The organism is Serratia marcescens (assembly GCF_001902635.1).
Taxonomy (GTDB): domain Bacteria; phylum Pseudomonadota; class Gammaproteobacteria; order Enterobacterales; family Enterobacteriaceae; genus Serratia; species Serratia marcescens_F.
On record NZ_MJAO01000006.1, the window covers coordinates 103516 to 125447 of the forward strand.

General features: G+C 59.8%; 19 protein-coding genes. 14 read left to right on the forward strand and 5 right to left on the reverse strand.

Annotated features, from left to right (window positions below; translation table 11 throughout):
• Positions 1-8 precede the first annotated feature (8 nt).
• The 11 genes from nusA (at position 9) to yedF (ending at position 13267) form a co-directional block, all read left to right on the forward strand.
• Positions 9-1517, forward strand: a complete 1509-nt coding sequence (gene nusA / locus BHU62_RS07650) for a transcription termination factor NusA (RefSeq protein WP_073531382.1) — start codon at positions 9-11, stop codon at positions 1515-1517.
• Between the two features lie 23 nt (positions 1518-1540).
• Positions 1541-4231: a translation initiation factor IF-2 gene (infB, locus tag BHU62_RS07655; RefSeq protein ID WP_073531383.1), complete on the forward strand. Its 2691-nt coding sequence runs from the start codon at positions 1541-1543 to the stop codon at positions 4229-4231.
• A 70-nt stretch (positions 4232-4301) separates the two neighbouring features.
• Positions 4302-4712, forward strand: a complete 411-nt coding sequence (rbfA, locus tag BHU62_RS07660) for a 30S ribosome-binding factor RbfA (RefSeq protein ID WP_073531384.1) — start codon at positions 4302-4304, stop codon at positions 4710-4712.
• Positions 4712-5656, forward strand: coding sequence for a tRNA pseudouridine(55) synthase TruB (gene truB, locus BHU62_RS07665; RefSeq protein WP_073531385.1), 945 nt, complete (start codon positions 4712-4714; stop codon positions 5654-5656). Before rbfA ends, truB begins: the two co-directional genes overlap by 1 nt.
• 124 nt (positions 5657-5780) lie before the next feature.
• Positions 5781-6050 (forward strand): 30S ribosomal protein S15, encoded by a 270-nt coding sequence (gene rpsO / locus BHU62_RS07670; RefSeq protein WP_004933502.1) that lies wholly within the window; start codon positions 5781-5783, stop codon positions 6048-6050.
• 256 nt (positions 6051-6306) lie between these two features.
• A complete protein-coding gene (gene pnp, locus BHU62_RS07675) occupies positions 6307-8424 on the forward strand; it encodes a polyribonucleotide nucleotidyltransferase (protein ID WP_073531386.1) in 2118 nt (705 codons plus the stop codon).
• 128 nt (positions 8425-8552) lie between these two features.
• A complete protein-coding gene (nlpI, locus tag BHU62_RS07680; protein ID WP_073531387.1) occupies positions 8553-9437 on the forward strand; it encodes a lipoprotein NlpI in 885 nt (294 codons plus the stop codon).
• Positions 9438-9683: 246 nt separating this feature from the next.
• The gene (gene yrbN, locus BHU62_RS25600; protein ID WP_223182019.1) at positions 9684-9758 is read left to right on the forward strand and encodes a protein YrbN; all 75 of its coding nucleotides are present in this window, start codon (positions 9684-9686) and stop codon (positions 9756-9758) included.
• Positions 9748-11670, forward strand: a complete 1923-nt coding sequence (locus BHU62_RS07685; RefSeq protein WP_004933492.1) for a DEAD/DEAH family ATP-dependent RNA helicase — start codon at positions 9748-9750, stop codon at positions 11668-11670. Before yrbN ends, BHU62_RS07685 begins: the two co-directional genes overlap by 11 nt.
• 146 nt (positions 11671-11816) lie before the next feature.
• Positions 11817-13031 (forward strand): selenium metabolism membrane protein YedE/FdhT, encoded by a 1215-nt coding sequence (gene yedE / locus BHU62_RS07690; RefSeq protein WP_073531388.1) that lies wholly within the window; start codon positions 11817-11819, stop codon positions 13029-13031.
• Entirely contained in the window at positions 13028-13267 is a 240-nt protein-coding gene (gene yedF, locus BHU62_RS07695) for a sulfurtransferase-like selenium metabolism protein YedF (RefSeq protein WP_004933486.1), read from the forward strand. Before yedE ends, yedF begins: the two co-directional genes overlap by 4 nt.
• A 38-nt stretch (positions 13268-13305) precedes the next feature.
• Here yedF and BHU62_RS07700 read toward each other — a convergent pair whose 3' ends face one another.
• Positions 13306-14319, reverse strand: a complete 1014-nt coding sequence (locus tag BHU62_RS07700; RefSeq protein WP_171971302.1) for a luciferase-like monooxygenase — start codon at positions 14317-14319, stop codon at positions 13306-13308.
• Positions 14320-14549: 230 nt separating this feature from the next.
• Here BHU62_RS07700 and BHU62_RS07705 point away from each other — a divergent pair, with 230 nt between their 5' ends.
• Genes BHU62_RS07705 through BHU62_RS07715 form a run of 3 tightly spaced genes read left to right on the forward strand, consistent with a single transcriptional unit; the run spans position 14550 to position 17793 of the window.
• Positions 14550-15521, forward strand: a complete 972-nt coding sequence (locus tag BHU62_RS07705) for an HlyD family secretion protein (RefSeq protein ID WP_073531390.1) — start codon at positions 14550-14552, stop codon at positions 15519-15521.
• Positions 15503-16657 (forward strand): ABC transporter permease, encoded by a 1155-nt coding sequence (locus BHU62_RS07710; protein WP_073531391.1) that lies wholly within the window; start codon positions 15503-15505, stop codon positions 16655-16657. Before BHU62_RS07705 ends, BHU62_RS07710 begins: the two co-directional genes overlap by 19 nt.
• Positions 16654-17793: an ABC transporter permease gene (locus tag BHU62_RS07715; protein ID WP_073531392.1), complete on the forward strand. Its 1140-nt coding sequence runs from the start codon at positions 16654-16656 to the stop codon at positions 17791-17793. The genes BHU62_RS07710 and BHU62_RS07715 overlap by 4 nt, the downstream gene beginning before the upstream one ends.
• A 15-nt stretch (positions 17794-17808) precedes the next feature.
• Here BHU62_RS07715 and BHU62_RS07720 read toward each other — a convergent pair whose 3' ends face one another.
• From BHU62_RS07720 to ubiU, 4 genes are all read right to left on the reverse strand, one after another.
• Positions 17809-18444, reverse strand: a complete 636-nt coding sequence (locus BHU62_RS07720; protein ID WP_073531393.1) for a CerR family C-terminal domain-containing protein — start codon at positions 18442-18444, stop codon at positions 17809-17811.
• 27 nt (positions 18445-18471) lie between these two features.
• Positions 18472-19728: a M24 family metallopeptidase gene (locus tag BHU62_RS07725; RefSeq protein WP_078062033.1), complete on the reverse strand. Its 1257-nt coding sequence runs from the start codon at positions 19726-19728 to the stop codon at positions 18472-18474.
• A 211-nt stretch (positions 19729-19939) separates the two neighbouring features.
• Entirely contained in the window at positions 19940-20818 is an 879-nt protein-coding gene (locus tag BHU62_RS07730; RefSeq protein WP_073531395.1) for a U32 family peptidase, read from the reverse strand.
• Positions 20819-20829: 11 nt separating this feature from the next.
• The gene (gene ubiU, locus BHU62_RS07735) at positions 20830-21825 is read right to left on the reverse strand and encodes a ubiquinone anaerobic biosynthesis protein UbiU (protein ID WP_073531396.1); all 996 of its coding nucleotides are present in this window, start codon (positions 21823-21825) and stop codon (positions 20830-20832) included.
• Between the last annotated feature and the right edge of the window lie 107 nt (positions 21826-21932).

Sequence of the window (21932 nt, forward strand, 5' to 3'; positions counted from 1 at the left end):
CAACTAGGATGAACAAAGAGATTCTGGCTGTTGTTGAAGCAGTTTCCAATGAAAAATCCCTTCCGCGCGAGAAGATTTTCGAAGCGCTGGAAACTGCATTAGCCACCGCAACCAAGAAAAAATACGAGCAGGAAATCGACGTTCGCGTCAGTATCGATCGCAAAACCGGCGACTTCGATACCTTCCGCCGTTGGGTCGCCGTAGACGAAGTGACTCAGCCAACGCGTGAGATCACGCTGGAAGCCGCTCAGTTCGAAGACCCGAGCATCGAGCTCGGCGGATACGTCGAAGATCAGATCGAATCCGTGACCTTCGACCGCATCACCACCCAAACCGCCAAGCAGGTTATCGTGCAGAAAGTGCGCGAAGCCGAGCGTGCGATGGTGGTTGACGCTTTCCGTGAACACGAAGGTGAAATCGTCACCGGTGTGGTGAAGAAAGTGAACCGTGACAGCATCGCGCTGGATCTGGGCAACAACGCCGAAGCGGTGATTGGCCGTGAAGACATGCTGCCGCGCGAAAACTTCCGTCCGGGCGACCGCATTCGCGGCGTACTGTACGCGGTGCGTCCTGAAGCTCGCGGCGCGCAGCTGTTCGTCAGCCGTTCCAGCTCGGAAATGCTGAAAGAACTGTTCCGCATCGAAGTGCCGGAAATCGGCGAAGAAGTGATCGAAATTAAAGCGGCAGCCCGCGATCCTGGCTCCCGCGCTAAAATTGCAGTGAAAACCAACGACAAGCGCATCGACCCGGTCGGCGCCTGCGTAGGCATGCGCGGCGCGCGCGTTCAGGCCGTGTCGAGCGAGCTCGGCGGCGAACGTATCGATATCATCCTGTGGGATGACAACCCGGCGCAATTCGTCATCAACGCCATGGCGCCGGCCGACGTCGCGTCGATCGTGGTAGACGAAGATAACTGCACTATGGATATCGCCGTTGAAGCCAGCAACCTGGCGCAGGCGATCGGCCGTAACGGCCAAAACGTGCGTTTGGCTTCCCAGCTGCTGAAACAACACCGCGGCGACGATCGTTGGGAACTGAACGTGATGACGGCGGACGATCTGCAGGCCAAACACCAGGCCGAAGCTCATGCCGCCATTGATACCTTCACCAAGTATCTTGATATCGACGAAGATTTCGCCACCGTACTGGTTGAAGAAGGTTTCTCCACGCTGGAAGAGCTGGCCTACGTGCCGATCAAAGAGCTGTTGGAAATCGACGGTCTGGATGAAGATACGGTTGAAGCATTGCGCGAACGCGCCAAAGCTGCATTGACCACGCTGGCCCTGGCGCAAGAAGAAAGCCTGGGCGACAACAAACCGGCCGACGATTTGCTCAACCTGCCGGGTCTTGAGCGCAGCATGGCCTTTAAACTGGCCGCGCGTGGGGTTTGTACGCTGGAAGATCTTGCCGAGCAGGGTGTTGACGATCTGGCTGATATTGAAGGGCTTAGCGATGAGCAAGCCGGTGAGCTGATCATGGCTGCACGCAATATCTGTTGGTTTGGCGACAACGCGTAATAACTGTAGCAGGAAGGAACAGCATGACGACAGATGTAACTGTAAAATCGCTGGCAGCAGAGATTCAGACTCCGGTTGATCGCCTGGTACAGCAGTTTGCTGATGCAGGGATCAACAAGTCCGAGTCGGACTCTGTCACCCAGCAAGAAAAAGAAACATTGCTGGCGCACCTGAACCGTGAACACGGCAGTGCGCCGGGTAAACTCACTTTGCAGCGCAAAACGCGCAGCACCTTGAATATCCCGAGCACCGGCGGTAAAAGTAAATCGGTGCAAATTGAGGTCCGCAAGAAACGCACTTATGTAAATCGCGATACGCAGGAAGCCCAGTTGGCTGAAGCGGCAGAGCAGGCACAGCGTGAAGCGGAAGAGCAGGCACGGCGCGAAGCGGAAGAGCTCGCAAAACGCGAAGCGGAAGCGAAGCGCGCTGCCGAAGAGCAAGCCAAACGTGAGGCCGCGGAGATTGCTAAGCGTAATTCAGCGGAAAAAGAAAAAGTGACCAATCAACATACCGACGAAATGACCAAGCCAGCTCAGGCGGAAAAAGCACGCCGTGAAGCCGAAGCCGCTGAACTGAAACGCAAAGCGGAAGAGGAAGTGCGCCGCAAGGTTGAAGAGGAAGCCAAGCGCGTGGCGGAAGAAGCCCGCCGCATGGCTGAAGAGAACGGCGAGAAGTGGGCCGAAGCCGACGCGGCAAGCGCCGCGGTTGAAAGCGCCGACTATCACGTGACCACCTCTCAGCACGCTCGCGCCGCTGAAGACGAAAACGACGCCAAAGTTGAAGGCGATCGTCGCAGCCGCACCCGCGGCGGCAAAGCCACCAAGCAGAAGAAAGGCAACAAGCTGTCCGAATCCAAAGCGGATCGTGAAGAAGCGCGTGCCGTTACCCGTGGCGGTAAAGGCGGCAAACGCAAGCCTAGCGCTCTGCAGCAGGGCTTCAACAAGCCGGCGCAGGTGGTTAACCGCGACGTGGTGATCGGTGAAACCATCACCGTGGCCGAGCTGGCCAACAAGATGGCGGTAAAAGGTTCTCAGGTCATCAAAGTGATGATGAAGCTGGGCGCCATGGCCACCATCAACCAGGTTATCGACCAGGAAACCGCACAGCTGGTTGCCGAAGAGATGGGCCACAAAGTGATCCTGCGTCGTGAAAACGAGCTGGAAGAAGCGCTGATGAGCGACCGTGATACGGGCGCTGCGGCCGAGCCGCGCGCGCCGGTCGTGACCATCATGGGCCACGTTGACCACGGTAAAACCTCTCTGCTGGACTACATCCGCTCCACCAAAGTGGCGGCGGGCGAAGCCGGCGGCATTACCCAGCACATCGGTGCCTACCATGTAGAAACCGAGAACGGCATGATCACCTTCCTGGATACCCCGGGCCACGCCGCGTTTACCTCGATGCGTGCTCGCGGTGCTCAGGCGACTGACATCGTGGTTCTGGTGGTGGCAGCCGACGACGGCGTGATGCCACAGACCATCGAAGCTATCCAGCACGCGAAAGCGGCGCAGGTGCCATTGGTGGTTGCGGTTAACAAAATCGACAAGCCGGAAGCCGATCCGGACCGCGTTAAGCAGGAACTGTCTCAGTACGGCGTGATGCCGGAAGAGTGGGGCGGCGAAGCGCAGTTCGTACACGTGTCCGCGAAAGCCGGTACCGGTATCGACGAGCTGCTGCAGGCGATCCTGCTGCAGGCCGAAGTGCTGGAGCTGAAAGCGGTACGCAGCGGCATGGCGAGCGGCGTAGTGATCGAATCCTTCCTGGATAAAGGCCGTGGCCCAGTGGCTACCGTGCTGGTGCAGGAAGGTACGCTGAACAAGGGCGACATCGTCCTGTGCGGCTTCGAATACGGCCGTGTGCGTGCGATGCGCGACGAACTGGGTCGTGAAGTGACCTCCGCCGGTCCATCTATCCCTGTGGAAATCCTGGGTTTGTCCAGCGTGCCTGCAGCGGGTGATGAAGCGACCGTGGTGCGTGACGAGAAGAAAGCGCGTGAAGTTGCGCTGTATCGTCAGGGCAAGTTCCGCGAAGTCAAACTGGCGCGTCAGCAGAAGTCCAAGCTGGAAAACATGTTCGCCAACATGACCGACGGCGAAGTGTCCGAGCTGAACATCGTACTGAAATCCGACGTACAGGGTTCTTGCGAAGCGATCAGCGATTCACTGCTGAAACTCTCCACCGACGAAGTGAAGGTGAAGATTGTCGGCTCCGGCGTAGGTGGCATCACCGAAACCGACGCGACGCTGGCTGCGGCTTCCAACGCCATCATCCTGGGCTTCAACGTGCGTGCCGATGCTTCTGCGCGCCGCGTGATCGAAGCGGAAAGCCTGGATCTGCGTTACTACTCCGTGATCTATAACCTGATCGACGAAGTGAAGCAGGCGATGAGCGGTATGCTGGCGCCGGAATACAAGCAGCAGATCATCGGCCTGGCCGAAGTGCGCGACGTGTTCAAATCGCCTAAGTTCGGCGCTATCGCCGGCTGTATGGTTACCGAAGGGACCATCAAGCGTCACAACCCAATCCGCGTACTGCGCGACAACGTGGTTATCTATGAAGGCGAGCTGGAATCCCTGCGCCGCTTCAAGGATGACGTTAACGAAGTCCGTAACGGCATGGAATGTGGTATCGGCGTTAAGAACTATAACGACGTGCGCGTCGGCGACATGATCGAAGTGTTCGAAATCATTGAGATCCAACGCACCATCGCTTAACGATTGCACATCTGCTTATATCTGTTTACGGGGGGCCTTTGTGCCCCCCGATTTGTCTGGAGAATCCAAAATGGCAAAAGAATTCAGCCGCGGTCAACGCGTGGCGCAAGAGATGCAGAAAGAGATTGCGATCATTCTGCAGCGTGAAGTTAAAGATCCGCGCGTCGGCATGGCGACCGTTTCCGGCGTAGAAGTTTCCCGTGATCTGGCGTACGCCAAAGTTTACGTCACCTTCCTGAACGTATTGACCGAGAACCACGATCCGGATCTGGTCACCAACGGCATCAAAGCGTTGCAGGACGCTTCCGGTTACATCCGCACCCTGCTGGGCAAAGCGATGCGCCTGCGCGTGGTGCCGGAGCTGACTTTCGCTTATGACAACTCCCTGGTGGAAGGCATGCGCATGTCCAACCTGGTGACCAACGTGGTGAAGAACGACGCCGAGCGCCGTTCCGCCGCAGGCGATGACAAGGAGGATTAATGAGTCGCCCTCGTCGCCGCGGCCGTGACATCCACGGCGTTCTGTTGCTGGACAAGCCACAGGGCTTGTCGTCCAACGATGCGCTGCAAAAAGTAAAACGCCTGTACAATGCCAACCGGGCGGGCCATACCGGCGCGCTCGATCCGTTGGCGACCGGCATGCTGCCTATCTGCCTGGGCGAAGCGACCAAGTTTTCGCAATACCTGCTCGATTCCGATAAACGCTATCGGGTAATCGCCAAGCTGGGGCAGCGTACCGATACCTCCGACGCCGACGGCCAGATCGTGCAGGAGCGCCCGGTGAACTTCACCCAAGCGCAGCTCGACGCGGCGCTGGACACCTTCCGCGGCGACATCCAGCAGGTGCCGTCGATGTATTCGGCGCTGAAATACCAAGGCAAGAAACTCTACGAGTATGCGCGCCAGGGGATTGAAGTGCCGCGCGAAGCGCGCAGCATCACGGTGTACGAGCTGCAGTTTATCCGCTGGGAAGGGGATGAGCTGGAGCTGGAGATCCACTGCTCGAAAGGCACCTACATTCGCACCATCACCGACGATCTCGGTGAGCTGCTGGGCTGCGGCGCGCACGTGATCTATCTGCGCCGCCTGCAGGTGGCGACCTACCCGATTGCGCGCATGGTGACGTTGGAGCAACTGAACGCCTTGCTGGCGCAGGCGCAGGAACAAGAGATCGCCTCCGGCGAGCTGCTCGATCCGCTGCTGATGCCGATGGACAGCCCGGTTGAGAACTATCCGGAAGTGAATTTGCTGCCGGTAGTGGCGGGCTACGTCAAGCAGGGGCAGCCGGTGCAGGTTGCCGGTGCGCCGGCCTCCGGCATGGTGCGCATCACCGAAGGTGAAGAGCGGAAATTCATCGGCGTTGGCGACATCGCCGAGGATGGTCGCGTGGCGCCGCGCCGCCTGGTGGTCGAGCATTTCGACTGACGGCGGGGCACTGCGTCGCCTTGCGATCGCACTGCGCTAAGAGTAGAATGGCGCAGCTTATGCATTGGGTTGCTGAATTAGAGATCGGCGCCTGTATTTATTATCTATAATCTGGAGTATTACAATGTCTCTAAGTGTTGAAGCTAAAGCTCAAATCGTAGCTGATTTCGGTCGTGGTACTAACGACAGCGGTTCTACCGAAGTTCAGGTTGCCCTGCTGACTGCGCAGATCAACCATCTGCAAGGCCACTTCTCCGAGCACAAAAAAGATCACCACAGCCGTCGTGGTCTGCTGCGTATGGTTTCTCAGCGTCGTAAGCTGCTGGACTACCTGAAGCGTAAAGATGTAGCACGTTACACCAGCCTGATCGAGCGTCTGGGTCTGCGTCGCTAATCTAGCAAGTTTCAGTGGAAAGGGGCCTATTTTGGCCCCTTTCTTCTAGGAAGCATAAGCAAATCAGGTTAATGTATTACTGATGTTTCCAAACAGGCTCTTCCGTTACAGAGGTTCGCGCGGCTAATGAGAGGCTTTATCTCCCGCTTGAGGTAAGGATTGTCATTAGTCGCGAGGATGTAGTGAGAAGGCAAATCGAGTCACAGGCGTGTCGAGTCGTCAATGCGATTGCGCGCCGCTAATCAAGGATATAATTTTGCTGACACCGATCATTCGCAAATTCCAGTATGGCCAGCATACCGTCACCATCGAAACCGGCATGATGGCTCGTCAGGCCACCGCTGCCGTTATGGTGAGCATGGATGACACCGCCGTATTCGTTACCGTCGTTGGCCAGAAAAAAGCCAAGCCGGGCCAGAGCTTCTTCCCGCTGACCGTTAACTACCAAGAGCGTACTTACGCCGCCGGCCGTATCCCGGGCAGCTTCTTCCGTCGCGAAGGCCGTCCGAGCGAAGGCGAGACTCTGACTTCCCGTCTGATTGACCGTCCGATTCGCCCACTGTTCCCGGACAGCTTCCTGAACGAAGTGCAGGTGATTGCGACCGTGGTTTCCGTTAACCCGCAGGTGAACCCGGACATCGTGGCGATGATCGGTGCTTCTGCCGCCCTGAGCCTGTCCGGTATTCCGTTCAACGGCCCAATCGGCGCAGCGCGCGTGGGTTACATCAACGACCAGTACGTGCTGAACCCGACTTCCGACGAACTGAAAGAAAGCCGTCTGGATCTGGTGGTTGCCGGTACTGCGGGCGCGGTGCTGATGGTTGAATCCGAAGCGGACGTGCTGAGCGAAGATCAGATGCTGGGCGCCGTAGTGTTCGGCCACGACCAGCAGCAAGTGGTTATCGAAAACATCAACGCGCTGGTTGCCGAAGCCGGCAAGCCGAAGTGGGATTGGCAGGCGCCTGCAGTCAACGAAGCGCTGCACGCGCGCGTGGCTGAACTGGCCGAAGCTCGCCTGGGCGACGCTTACCACATCACCGAAAAACAAGAGCGTTACGCTCAGGTTGACGTGATCAAAGACAGCGTCGTCGAAACCCTGCTGGCGCAGGACGAAACGCTGGATGCCTCTGAAATTCAAGACATCCTGGGCAACGTTGAGAAGAACGTGGTGCGCAGCCGCGTACTGCGTGGCGAGCCGCGTATCGACGGCCGTGAGAAAGACATGATCCGTGGCCTGGACGTGCGCACCGGCGTACTGCCGCGCACCCACGGTTCCGCGCTGTTCACCCGTGGCGAAACTCAGGCGCTGGTTACCGCGACCCTGGGCACCGCGCGCGACGCACAGAACCTGGACGAGCTGATGGGCGAGAAGACCGACAGCTTCCTGTTCCACTACAACTTCCCTCCATACTCCGTAGGTGAAACCGGCATGGTCGGTTCTCCTAAGCGTCGTGAAATCGGTCACGGTCGCCTGGCGAAACGCGGCGTATTGGCTATGATGCCTAAACCGGAAGATTTCCCGTACACGGTGCGTGTGGTTTCCGAAATCACCGAATCCAACGGTTCTTCTTCCATGGCTTCCGTGTGCGGCGCATCTCTGGCGCTGATGGACGCTGGTGTGCCAATCAAAGCCGCCGTTGCGGGTATCGCGATGGGCCTGGTGAAAGAAGCCGACAACTACGTGGTTCTGTCCGACATTCTGGGTGACGAAGATCACCTGGGCGACATGGACTTCAAAGTGGCCGGTAGCCGCGACGGTATCACCGCGCTGCAGATGGACATCAAAATCGAAGGCATCACCCGCGAAATCATGCAGGTGGCTCTGAACCAGGCCAAGGGCGCGCGTCTGCACATCCTGGGCGTGATGGAACAGGCGATCAGCACCCCGCGCGGCGATATCTCCGAGTTCGCACCGCGTATTCACACTATCCGCATCAACCCGGATAAGATCAAAGACGTGATCGGTAAGGGCGGTTCCGTTATCCGCGCGCTGACCGAAGAGACTGGCACTACCATCGAAATCGAAGATGATGGTACAGTTAAAATCGCTGCGACCGACGGTGAGAAGGCGAAATTCGCTATCCGTCGTATCGAAGAGATCACGGCAGAGATCGAAGTGGGCCGCGTTTACCAGGGTAAAGTGACCCGTATCGTTGATTTCGGCGCGTTCGTCGCCATCGGCGGCGGTAAAGAAGGCCTGGTGCACATTTCTCAGATCGCCGACAAGCGCGTTGAGAAAGTGACCGACTATCTGCAGATGGGTCAGGAAGTGCCGGTTAAGGTACTGGAAGTTGACCGTCAGGGCCGCGTGCGTCTGAGCATCAAAGAAGCGATGGCGCCGGAAGCGGGTTCGCCTGCGCCTGAAGCAGAATAACTGTATAGATAGTTTTACAGCTCCCCGCCATGGGGTTGGGAGCTGTTCGTATCGCGCGGGTAGGATGCCTGCGTATTAGCAAACGGAGGACAGGACGTTCATCCAATGTTTGTCTTCGGGAGTGGGAAATGAAGCCTTTCTTGCGCTGGTGTTACGTTGCGACAGCACTCATGCTGGCAGGATGCAGCAACCATGATTGGCGTAAAGACGAAGTTTTGGCGATCCCGTTGCAGCCTACGTTGCAGCAGGAAGTGATCCTGGCGCGCATGGAACAAATTCTTGCCAGCCGGGCACTGACGGACGACGAACGCGCACAGCTTTTATATGAGCGCGGTGTGCTGTATGATAGCCTCGGGTTACGTGCATTAGCGCGCAATGATTTCTCGCAGGCGCTGGCGATACGTCCCGACATGCCGGAAGTTTTCAACTACCTGGGCATTTACTTAACGCAGGCAGGCAATTTTGATGCTGCCTATGAAGCGTTTGATTCTGTACTAGAGCTTGATCCAACTTACAATTACGCGCGTTTAAACCGGGGCATCGCACTGTATTATGGCGGCCGCTTCCCGTTGGCGCAGGATGATCTGCTGGCGTTTTATCAAGACGACCCAAACGATCCCTTCCGTTCGTTATGGCTGTATCTGGTGGAGCGAGAAATCGATCCCAAGAAGGCTGAGGTAGCGCTTCAACAGCGCTATGACAAAGCGGACAGAGGGCAATGGGGATGGAATATTGTCGAATTCTACCTGGGCAAGATCAGCGAAAAAACGCTGATGGAACGCCTCAAGGCAGATGCAACGGATAACACTTCGCTCGCTGAGCATCTCAGTGAAACTGACTTCTATTTGGGTAAACACTACCTGAGTCTGGGGGACAAGGACACCGCTTCGGCGCTGTTCAAACTGACGGTGTCTAACAACGTTCACAACTTCGTTGAGCACCGCTATGCATTGTTGGAATTGGCGCTTTTGGGCCAAGAGCAAGACGACCTATCGGAATCGGACCAGCAATAGCTGACGAACACCTCTACCCAATAGATTTTAAGTTGCGGCAAGGCGGCAATCGAACGAATCCCTGGGAGCTTAGTTCACTAAGTGACGAGGGTGAGGGAGAGCAGCCAACACAGCGGCAGCTTGAAAGATGAAGGGTAATCAGCCTGATGAACATTGGTTTTACGCCAAAGTTATCGCCTTAACGGGCGAGGGCTTTTTTGTTCGTTTTATAATCTAATTTGAGCCGGTTCACACTTTTCAATGAAAATGACTGAAAATTTTCTCGACGAGTTATGTAGACTGGCTGCCATTATTAATGAGGCACGTGTACATGACGACTGAGTTTGAAACCTCTTTTGCTGATCTGGGGCTGTCTGCTCCAATCATTTCCGCCCTGAACGATCTGGGCTATGAAAAACCTTCTCCGATCCAGGCTGAGTGTATTCCTCACCTGTTGAACGGCCGCGACGTTCTGGGCATGGCACAGACCGGTAGTGGTAAAACCGCAGCGTTCTCGCTGCCGCTGCTGCACAACCTGCAGGCAGACCTGAAAGCACCTCAGATCCTGGTGCTGGCGCCGACCCGCGAACTGGCGGTTCAGGTTGCCGAAGCGATGACCGATTTCTCCAAACACATGAACGGCGTCAACGTGGTGGCCCTGTACGGCGGCCAGCGTTACGACGTGCAGCTGCGCGCTCTGCGCCAGGGCCCGCAAATCGTGGTGGGTACCCCAGGCCGTCTGCTGGATCACCTGAAACGTGGCACCCTGAACCTCTCTAACCTGAGCGGTCTGGTACTGGATGAAGCCGACGAAATGCTGCGCATGGGCTTTATCGAAGACGTAGAAACCATCATGGCAGAGATCCCGGCTGAACATCAGACCGCGCTGTTCTCCGCCACCATGCCGGAAGCGATCCGTCGCATCACCCGCCGCTTTATGAAAGAGCCGCAGGAAGTGCGCATCCAGTCCAGCGTGACCACCCGTCCGGACATCAGCCAGAGCTACTGGTCGGTGTACGGCATGCGTAAAAACGAAGCGCTGGTGCGTTTCCTGGAAGCCGAAGACTTTGACGCGGCGATCATCTTCGTGCGCACCAAGAACGCGACCCTGGAAGTGGCCGAAGCGCTGGAGCGCAGCGGTTACAGCAGCGCCGCGCTGAACGGCGACATGAACCAGGCGCTGCGTGAGCAGACCCTGGAGCGCCTGAAAGACGGTCGTCTGGATATCCTGATCGCCACCGACGTTGCGGCCCGTGGCCTGGACGTTGAGCGCATCAGCCTGGTTGTCAACTATGACATCCCGATGGACTCCGAATCTTACGTTCACCGTATCGGCCGTACCGGTCGTGCGGGCCGCGCCGGCCGCGCGCTGCTGTTCGTGGAAAACCGCGAACGCCGCCTGCTGCGCAACATCGAACGCACCATGAAGCTGACTATCCCGGAAGTGGAGCTGCCGAACGCAGAACTGCTGGGCGAGCGTCGTCTGGCCAAGTTCGCCGCGAAAGTTCAGCAGCAGCTGGAAAGCAGCGATCTGGACCTGTACCGCGCACTGCTGACCAAACTGCAGCCGGAAGAAGAGCTGGATATGGAAACCCTGGCCGCAGCACTGCTGAAAATGGCTCAGGGCGAGCGTCCGCTGATCCTGCCACCGGATCCGGTCTTCAAGCCGCGTCAGCGCCGTGAGTTCAACGACCGTGACGATCGTCGCGGTGACCGTGGCGACCGCCGCGACAGCCGCGACGGCGATCGTCCGCGTCGCGAACGTCGTGACGTTGGCGAGATGCAGCTGTACCGCATCGAAGTGGGCCGGGATGACGGCGTAGAAGTCCGTCACATCGTTGGCGCTATCGCTAACGAAGGCGACATCAGCAGCCGTTACATCGGTAACATCAAGCTGTTCGCTTCCCACTCCACCATCGAGCTGCCAAAAGGCATGCCGGGCGAGATCCTGAATCACTTCACTCGTACCCGCATTCTGAACAAGCCGATGAACATGCAGCTGTTGGGCGATGCACAGCCGTTCGAACGTCGCGAGCGTCGTGACGGCGGTAACGGTGGCGAGCGTCGCGGAAACGGTCGTCCGTTTAACGGCGAACGTCGCGAAGGCGGCCCACGTCGTTCCTTCGGCGAACGTCGTGAAGGCGGTAACGGTGGCGAGCGTCGTGGTGGTAACTACAACCGTGACGGCAAGCCAGCTCCACGTCGTGATGACGGCGCACCGGCAGCACCACGTCGTCGTTTCGGCGACGCGTAATCGCCGATTCACCGTCCGCGGTGAAGCGCTCTGAAAAACCAGCCTGCGGGCTGGTTTTTTTATGCCTGAAAGTTGCCGTCAAACACCCCTGAATGGCGTATGATTCACAAGGTTTTTTCTTACGGATGATATGCACGGGAGATGCCATGAGTTGGCAGCAGTTCAAATCTCAATACCTGGTGCGCTTTTGGGCGCCGCTGCCGGCGGTGATTGCCGCCGGGATCCTTTCTACCTACTACTTTGGCATGACCGGCACCTTCTGGGCGGTGACCGGCGAGTTCACCCGCTGGGGCGGCCATGTGCTGCAATGGTTCGGCCTGCACCCTGAACAATGGGGCTATTTCAAGGTCATCGGTCTGCAAGGCACGCCGCTGGAGCGCATCGATGGGCGCATGATCATCGGCATGTTCGCCGGCTGCATCGCCGCCGCGCTATGGGCCAACAACATCAAGCTGCGCCAGCCGCAGCACCGCATTCGCATCGTGCAGGCGCTATTGGGCGGCATTATCGCCGGCTTCGGCGCGCGCTTGGCGATGGGCTGCAACCTGGCGGCGTTCTTCACCGGCATTCCGCAGTTCTCGCTGCACGCCTGGTTCTTCGCGCTGGCGACCGCCGCCGGCTCCTGGTTCGGCGCCAAGTTCACGCTGCTGCCGATGTTCCGTATTCCGGTCAAATTGCAAAAGGTGCAGGCTGCCGCGCCGCTGACGCAGAAGCCTGAGCAGGCGCGTCGCCGCTTCCGCCTGGGCATGGCGATCTTCGGCCTGGCGGTGGCCTGGTCGCTGTGGACGCTGTTCGATGCGCCGAAGCTCGGCATCGCCATGCTGTTCGGCATCGGTTTTGGTTTGCTGATCGAGCGTGCGCAGATCTGCTTCACCTCGGCGTTCCGCGACCTGTGGATCACCGGCCGCACCCATATGGCGAAAGCCATCATCATCGGCATGGCGGTGAGCGCCATCGGCATCTTCAGCTACGTGCAGCTTGGCGTGGCGCCGAAGATCATGTGGGCCGGCCCGAATGCGGTGTTGGGCGGCTTGCTGTTCGGCTTCGGCATCGTGCTGGCCGGCGGCTGCGAGACCGGCTGGATGTACCGCGCGGTGGAAGGGCAGGTGCACTATTGGTGGGTCGGCCTGGGCAACATCATCGGCGCTACGCTGCTGGCCTATTACTGGGACGATCTGGCGCCGGCGCTGGCGACCGACTACGACAAGATCAACCTGCTCGACACCTTCGGCCCGATCGGCGGCCTGTTGGTGACTTACCTGCTGCTGGCGCTGGCCTTCGCCGCCATGCTGTGGTGGGAGAAACGCTTTTTCCGCGCCCGGCCTGAGGCGCAGGTGGTGAATTTGAGGAGCATGCCATGAAAGAAACCACGATAGTGCCGGACTACCGGCTGGACATGCTGGGCGAGCCTTGCCCGTATCCTGCGGTGGCGACGCTGGAGGCGATGCCGCAGCTGAAGCCGGGGGAAATTCTGGAGGTGATCAGCGATTGCCCGCAGTCGATCAACAACATTCCGCTCGACGCGCGCAACCACGGCTACAAGGTGCTGGATATCCAACAGGACGGCCCGACCATCCGTTATCTGATCCAGCGTTAACGCCGAGGCGGTGGGGAACCCCACCGCCTTTTCGCTTTTTATCCCTTCACGATGTCGCCTTGCACTCCGGCGACAATCTCGAACGAACGCAGCCGCGCCTGATGATCGAAGATCTGGCCGTTGACCATGATCTCGTCGGCGTCGGTTTCGCGCAGCAGCGTCTGCAGCCCGTGGCGCACCGTGTTTTCATTGCCGACGATAGACATCCTGAGCGCCTGTTCGACGCCGTACTGCTCCCCGGCGGTCCACAGCGCGTGGATGTTATCCACCGGCGGCGGCAGCGGGCCGGGCGATCCGCGGCGCAGGTTGATGAACTGCTGCTGCATCGAGCTGAACAGGAAGCGCGCATCGCTATCGCTGTCGGCGGCGATCACGTTGACGCAGACCATGGCGTGCGGTTGCGCCAGCTGTTTGGACGGTTTGAAATTCTCGCGGTACAGCTGCAGCGCCTGGAACAGCATATCCGGGGCGAAATGCGAGGCGAAGGCGAACGGCAGGCCAAGCTGTGCCGCCAGCTGCGCGCTGTAGAGGCTGGAGCCGAGCAGCCAGAGCGGCACGTGCAGCCCCTGGCCCGGCACCGCCTGCACCGGCTGGCCGGGCTGCGCGTCGCAGAAGTAGTTTTGCAGCTCCTGCACGTCGCGCGGGAAGGTATCCACATCGCCGGAAAGGTGGCGGCGCAGCGCCATCATGGTGCGCTGGTCGGTGCCGGGCGCACGGCCCAGCCCCAGATCGATGCGGCCGGGGTAAAGCGATTCCAGCGTGCCGAACTGTTCGGCGATCACCAGCGGCGCATGATTCGGCAGCATCACGCCGCCGGAGCCGAGGCGAATACTCTGGGTGCCGGCGGCCAGGTAGCCCAGCAACACCGAAGTGGCGGCGCTGCCGATGCCGGTCATATTGTGGTGTTCCGCCAGCCAGTAGCGTTGGTAGCCCCAGCGTTCGGCGTGCTGTGCCAAATCCAGCGAGCAGTGGAAAGCGTCGCGCGCTTTGGCCCCTTGCGGGATCGGGGATAAATCCAGTACCGAAAGCGGTACGGCAGTGTTTTCAGTCATGACATCGTCCATCAGAGAGTGAATCGCTTAAAGGGCGATTGCAGGAGTCTGCATACTAAAAGGCCGAAAATAATGCATTTTAGTGTTAAAAGCATAATCCAATTTATAGTTATAAAAGAGGAGATATGTGCTTGTGATATCCTCATGAGAGCACTGGTGTTTTTTGGAGCAATTTGAGATATGGAAATGATGATCCCCGCCCGCCGCTTACCGTTCCGGGAGCCGACATAATGAAAAAAAAGACGCTGTTTACCCTGTTGCTGATGGTAGTGGCGATCGCACTGGCGATCTTGTTCCGCGCGCATAATCAGGATCTGTTACTGCAGGGTGAAGTGGATGCGCCCGAAGTGATCGTCGCCTCCAAGGCGAAAGGCCGGGTGATTGAACGCCTGATTGAACGCGGCGACGATGTAAAAAGCGGGCAGCTGATCATCCAACTCGACAGCCCGGAACTGATGGCGCAGCTGCGTTCCGCGCAGGCGACGCGCGACGAAGCCAAGGCGCAGCTCGATCAGTCGCTGCATGGCACCCGTGAAGAGAGCATCCGCAACCTGCGCGCCAATCTGGCGCAGGCCGAGGCGCAATACCGCAACGCGCAGAACGACTACAACCGCAACCTGAGCGTGGGCGGCAAGGGCTATATCTCGAAGTCTGAGCTGGACGCTTCGCGTCGGGCGCGCGACACCGCCTTCCAGCAGGTGCAGGCGGCCAAGGCCAACCTGGACGAAGGCATCAACGGCGACCGCGTCGAGCTGCGGCAACAATACGCGGCGGCGCTGCGGGTGGCGGAAGAGAACCTGCTGCAGATCCAGGCGCAGAGCGACGATCTGCAGGTGAAAGCGCCGGTGGACGGCGAAGTGGGGCCGATCCCGGCCGAGGTAGGCGAACTGCTGAATGCCGGCAGCCCGCTGGTGACGCTGATCCGGGTGCCGGATGCCTACTTCGTGTTTAACCTGCGCGAAGACATCCTGGCTCATGTGCGCAAAGGCGACAAGGTCAAGCTGCGGGTGCCGGCGCTGAAAGACAAAATGATCGACACCGAGGTGCGCTACATCGCGCCGCTGGGGGATTACGCCACCAAACGCGCCACCCGCGCCACCGGCGACTTCGATCTGAAAACCTTCGAAGTGCGCCTGTATCCGTCACAGCCGGTGGACGGCCTGCGTCCGGGGATGAGCACCTTATGGCAATGGAAAGAGTAAGGGCCGGCTGGCGCTGCTTCAGTCACGCGTTCGACAAAGAGTGCCGCGTCGCCTTTCGTAGCCCGGTGGTACACTGGTTGAGCTGGATCTTTCCGCTGATCCTGTTTGGGCTGATCAGCAGCAACTTTTCCGAAGGCACGCTGCTCGATTTGCCGGTATCGGTGGTGGACAGCGATCACAGCCCGCTGTCCAAATCGCTGACGCGCCGGCTGGACGCCGGTTCGCACGCCCACGTCGAAGCCTACGGCGGCGGGCTGCCGGAGTCGCTAAACCGCCTGCGCAGCGCGCAGGATTACGCGTTGCTGTATATCCCGCCGGATTTCGAGGCCAACGCGCTGTCGGGCAAGCAGCCGAGCGTGGTGATGTACTACAATGCGCTGTTTTACGGCGCCGGGCTGTACTCCACTCAGGATTTCGGCGGCCTGATGAACGAAATCAACGCCAGTACCCGCAGCATCATTGCCACCGAAATGGGCAAAACGCTACCGCCGCTGGCGGACGTGACGCTCTCTTACGGTAGCCTGTTCAACGCCAGCGGCAGCTATATCTATTACCAGCAGTTCGCCGCCACCATCCACCTCCTGCAGCTGTTCGTGGTGACCTGCATGATCTACGTGTTGGCGCGCAGCAAGTCGCTGCTGCAGGCCAGGCCGTTCAGCCTGGCGCTGCTCGGCAAACTGGCGCCTTACACCCTGTGTTTCACCAGCCTGCTGATGGTGGAGATCGCGGCGCTGGTGGGGATTTTTGACGCCCGCGTCAGCGGCAATCCGCTGTTTATGCTGATGATCGGCCTGTTTTACGTGATGGCGGCGCAGAGCATCGGCCTGCTGTTGTACACCTTTACCGGCAGCACTATCACCGCTTACAGCCTGATCGGTATTTTGGTCAGTATCGCGATGACCTTCTCCGGCATGGCGGTGCCTGAGCTGTCGATGCCGCTGCCGGCGCGCATCATTTCCAACATCGAACCGCTGACCCACGCGCTGTACGCGATGTTCGACGTGTTCCTGCGGCAGGTGCACGCCAGCGCCATCTTCAGCGTGTGCGCGCTGCTGGCGGTCTATCCGCTGGTGGCCGCGCTGCTGGTGCGTAATCGCCTGCCGGCGCGGTTGGCGAAAGAGGGGAACGCCGGATGAAGCTCTATTGGCAAACCTTCGTTAAGGTGCTGCTCGGCATGTTGGAGCGGCCGGTGTGGCTGATGCTGATCCTGTCGCTGTGCATCATGAGCATGGTGTACGCCAACCGCACGGTGTGGGATCTGCCGGTGGGGGTGGTCGATCAGGATCATAGCACCGCCAGCCGCCAGCTGATCCGCCAACTGGACGCCACCTCCAAGATCGCTATTGAAACCTACGACAGCCTGGAGCAAGCGCAGCGCGATCTCAGCTGGCGCAAACTGTTTGCGGTGATCATCATGCCGGTGGATCTGGAGAAGAAGATCCTCAGCGGGCAGAACATCGTGGTGCCGGTGTACGGCGACGCCACCAACCGCCTGGCCAACGGCCAGATCCAACAGGACGTGGTGGCGGTTTATCAGCAGTTGCTGACGCAGTACAACAACGGGTTGTTGCTGCGCAGCGGCTTCAGCGAACGGCAGGCGCAGGTGCTGCTGACGCCGATATTGGGGCAAACGCTGGACGTGTTTAACCCCGGCATCAGCTTTGCGGCGATCATCTTTCCCGGCCTGCTGGTGATGCTGTTGCAGCACTCGCTGCTGATCGCCTGTATTCGCGTCAACATCGCCATGAAGAGCATGCCCGGCGGCAAGGCACCGCTGGCGGCGCACCTCGGCGGGCTGACGGCGCTGCTGCCAATTTGGCTGTTTCTGTCGATCGTGCTGTTCGTGCTGTGGCCGTGGGTGTTGGGCTACCGGCAGACGGCGAACATCGCCGAATTGCTGCTGCTGACCTTCCCGTTTTTGCTGGCGGTGTTGGGGTTGGGCAAGCTGGTGACGGAGTGCCTGCGCAGCGTCGAGATGATCTACCTGACGCTGGCGTTCATCACCACGCCGATCTTCTATCTGTCCGGCACCATCTGGCCGCTGCAGTCGATGCCGGGCTGGGTGCGCGCCATCTCGTACAGCATTCCCTCCACTTGGGGCACCAAGGCGATCGCCGGCGTCAACCAGATGGGGCTGTCGCTGAATGAAGTGTGGGGCGACGTCGTGATGCTGCTGATGCTCGGCGTGGTCTATACCTTGCTGGGGTTCGGCGTGGGCTTTTTACGCAACAGCGCGGCGCTGCGCGGGATGTTCAGGAAGCGGCGGGCGTAACCAACGCCGCCGCGTTTAACCTCGCGCGGCGGCGGCCGACATGGCGCCGACCAGCTCGGCGATCTGCGCGATCTCTTGCGGTTGCAGCGCGTTTGCGCCCAACCTTCGCAACAGCGCCTCGCGCGCGACGGCGAAGGCCAGCGCCTGACCGAGAATGGCGTGGGCGCGCAGAATATTTTCCTTCAATTCCGGTTGATCGCCGCGGATCGCCGTGACCAGTTCGCTTACGGCATGATGCAGCGGCGAGAATAAGCGGGTATGCAGAGCGTCGAAATCCGCGCTGGGCTGCAGCTGCTCACGCGCCAACAGCAGGCTGCTTGCCGCAGAGGTTTCCGAGCCCAGCAAGGCGGTGACGAAATCTTGCATCAGTGCCTGCAGGGCGGCGGACGGCGGCTGATCGGCGGCCGGGCGGCGGGGTAATGCCAAACGTTGGACGATACCCGTGGCTACGTGTTCCAGAACCGCCAAATACACGCCTTCCTTACCGCCAAAATGATAGGGAATGGCGGACTGATTCACCCCTGCCGCTTCGGCCAGTTGGCGGGTGCGTACGCCTTCCAGCCCCTGTTTGCTGAACAGGCTCAAGCCTGCCCGGATCAGCCGTTCCTGGGTTTCTCGGGTACGCTCATTGAGCCTGTCCTGATTCTGCATTGAAACACTGTCTCCTGATTATCGATGTTAACCGTCTGCAAACATCAGTCGGGTAGAGTTCACATTCAGCGCCACGCCGCCCGTTTCGCCGACCAATACCGTACCGCCGATGTTGGCCATGTGCCTGCCGAAAGCGCAGTTGGGTTCAAACGCGAAGCACATGCCCGCCAGCAGCGGCAGTTCACGCCCCACGGTAGGCAAGCGCCTGAGCTGCACATAGTGGGCGGCCTCGGGAAGAGTCTCGATGCCTGGCGCGGTGCCGAAACCGACCGGGCCATAAGGGTTGAGGCTATGGATCAGCGGATGCACATGCCAACCACCGGCGGCCAACAGCGGCTGTTCCATGGCGTCGACCACGTCGCCGAAGGTGTTACCCACGCGTAGTGCCCGTAGCCCCAACTCGTAGCTTTCCCTGGCAACCTCTGCGGCGCGCAGGATCTCCGCATGCACTTCGCCGATGGCGACGGCGGCCTGATGCTGAGTTTCCATCATACCGTACAGCGCGAAGATCTCCGACAACACCAGGTCGCCTTCTTGCAGCACTCGCGGCGCCTGCGCGCGGTATTGCCAGGCGGGCGGCCCCCACCCTACATACTCAGGGCCGGATCCCAGCAGCAATTCTGCGGTATAGCCGCCCATCGAGAAGCAGGTCGCCGTCACCGCCGCCACCAACTCCGCTTCGGAAACGCCGGGTTTGGCGGTCGTGCGCAGCGTTTCACTCATCGCTTCGCCGATTTGCGCGGCATAGCGCACCAACGTGAGCTCTTCCCCGCTCTTTACCGAGGCGCGCCGGAAGAATTCGCGGTAGACCGGCACCCAATTGGCCGTCGGGAGCGCCTCTGTCAATCCCTGCAGCGTGCGAGCGGGCATGGCGCCGTCGAAGTAGAAGGGGGGATAGGGTTCCAGCCCGATAATGCCGATACGGGCTCCCGCCAGGTGGCGTTCGGCCAGCCAGGCGCCGACGTCGCGACCGGTTTTACCGACGAACAGCTGTGCCGCGCTGATCCACTGCAGATCGCCGCGTAACGACGCCTGCAGGTGATCGGCCACCATCATTGAGGCGAAAGTGTAAACGCGCGGCGATTCGTCGCCGACGAAAACGACGATCGAACCGGGACGATCGTTGGTGAAGTAACAATCCGGCGCGAAGCCGGCGGGGGCCGCCGCTTCCCGATCGCCGTAAACGATCAGGGCCGCGAGATTTTCCGTTTGCATGATATCCCGCGCCAGCTGCCAACGGCGGTCGCGTTCGGCCAGGGATAACGGTTCAGGGGGCTTTAACATGTCGTTACTCCTCATCGTGCTCATTGAATGACGCTTAAAAATTAATTCATTCAAATGAATTAATCAAGTGTTCGCGTAATGAGCAGCGCGGACAATGATTCGCGATGTGACTTATCGAGAGCGGTAAAGTGAACAATGTCGAAGAAGGTAGGGGGATCGTACCGTATAAAACACGTACCGGCGGCATCCCTGCAACCGGCACGTTAAGCTGCTAAGACACTAACTCCAGCCCCGCCACGCGGCGCCAGTAGCCGTTGCAGTCGGCGTGGTCGGTCAAGGCCAAAGGCTGTTCACCACGCTCGTTGGCGCGGAAGGCGTCGATCTGCGCCAGCGTCTCGGCACCCTGCGGCGACAGCCGCACGATGTCCACCAGACCTTGCATGTTCTGCAACTCGTTGCCGAGGTTGTAGCAGTAGCCGCTCATGGTCTGAATGCCGTTGAGCACAAACACCTGCTGTTGTTCCTGCGACCGCATCATGCGGCCCTGCGGATACTTGATGCAGCAGGTTTCGCATTCGTCCTTGCCGCGGTTTTCCGAACGCGCGGTGAAGCAGCGCGCCGAATAGGCCAGCGGCAGATGGCCGTAGCTCAGCACCTCCACCTCGAAGTCGTGGCGGAAGCCCAGCTCGTCGCACTGCGCCAGCAGGTTGGCCAACCAGTCGCGCGACAGCTCGACCGGCATGCACCAGCGCATCATGCCCTGGCGGCGCAGCAGGCGCAGGGTATAAGCGTTGTAACAGTTCAGCGCATGACCGGCGACGAACGGCAGACCGCGCTCCGCCGCCATGTTCACCGCGCCCAGATCGTTGGCTTCGATCAGGAACTCGCCGTTCTCCACATAGCGCTTCAACTCATTCAGTTCGGACGGTGCCTGCAGCAACGCCAGCGTGGAGACAACCACCTGCTTGCCGCTGTGGGCGAGCTCGCGCGCCAACGCCAGCCAATCGCCGACCTTCATCTCGCGTCGCTTGGTGCAGACGCTCTCGCCGAGGTAAATGATGTCGGCGCTGCTGTCCGCCGCCTGCTGATAGAACGCCGCGATGTCGTTTTTCGGCCAGTAGTAGAGCACCGGCCCCAGTGCGTATTTCATGTTTCCTCCGGCTACTGCCATTTGCGGTGATAGGCGCCCAGCGTGGTCTGGGTACCCTCGGACATCGCGCCCAGCGTTTCCATCCAGGCGGCGTCGGCGCGGTAGGCGGTCGGATCGGCCTGGCAACGGTCGATCGCCTGGCGCCAGACGCGCGCCACCTGGCTGACGTAAGCCGGGCTGCGCTGGCGGCCTTCGATCTTCACCGAGGCGATGTTGGCGGCCAGCAGCTCCGGCAGCAGTTCCAGCGTGTTGAGACTGGTGGGTTCTTCCAGCGCGTGGTAGCGCACGTCGTCCACCAGATAGCGCCCTTTACACAGCGTCGGGTAACCGGCTTTTTCATGGTCCTGGTAGCGGTCGATCAGCACGTCGTTCAGGCGCGACTCCATGCCCTGCGGGGTCTGCTGCCAGCGCACGAAGCGCGCCGGCGAACAGGCGCCGACGGTGTTCGGCGACTCGCCGGTCAGGTAGGAAGAGAGATAGCAGCGCCCCTCGGCCATGATGCACAGGCTGCCGAAGGCGAACACTTCCAGCGGCACCGGGCTGGTGCGCGCCAGCTGTTTCACCTGGTGCATCGACAGCACGCGCGGCAGCACCACCCGGCCCACCTCGAAGTTACGTTGGTAGAAACGGATCGCCTCCTCGTTGGTGGCGGAAGCCTGCACCGAGACATGGCGCTCCAGCTGCGGGTAGCGTTGGGTGGCGTATTCCAGCATCGCCAGGTCCGCCAGAATCAGCGCGTCGGCGCCCAGTTGGGCCGCCATATCCACCGCACGCTGCCAGCGGGCGTAGCCGTCGGGATGGGCGAAGGTGTTGATGGCGATATGCAGTTTGCGGCCGTGGCGGTGCACGTAATCGACCGCTTCCTGCAGCTTTTTCTCGGTGAAGTTGAGGCCGGCGAAGTGGCGCGCGTTGGTATCGTCTTTCAGACCGATGTAAACGGCGTCGGCGCCGTTATCCACCGCGGCCTTCAGGGCCGGCAGGTTGCCGGCGGGACAAAGCAGCTCCATAGATTTATCCTGGCTTAACCGTACGCCCGGCCGGGCGCACGCTGTCTTTAAAGGTTGCCGACGGCGGTGTTCCGCCGGCAAACGCGAATTGGGGAGGCCATTTTAGG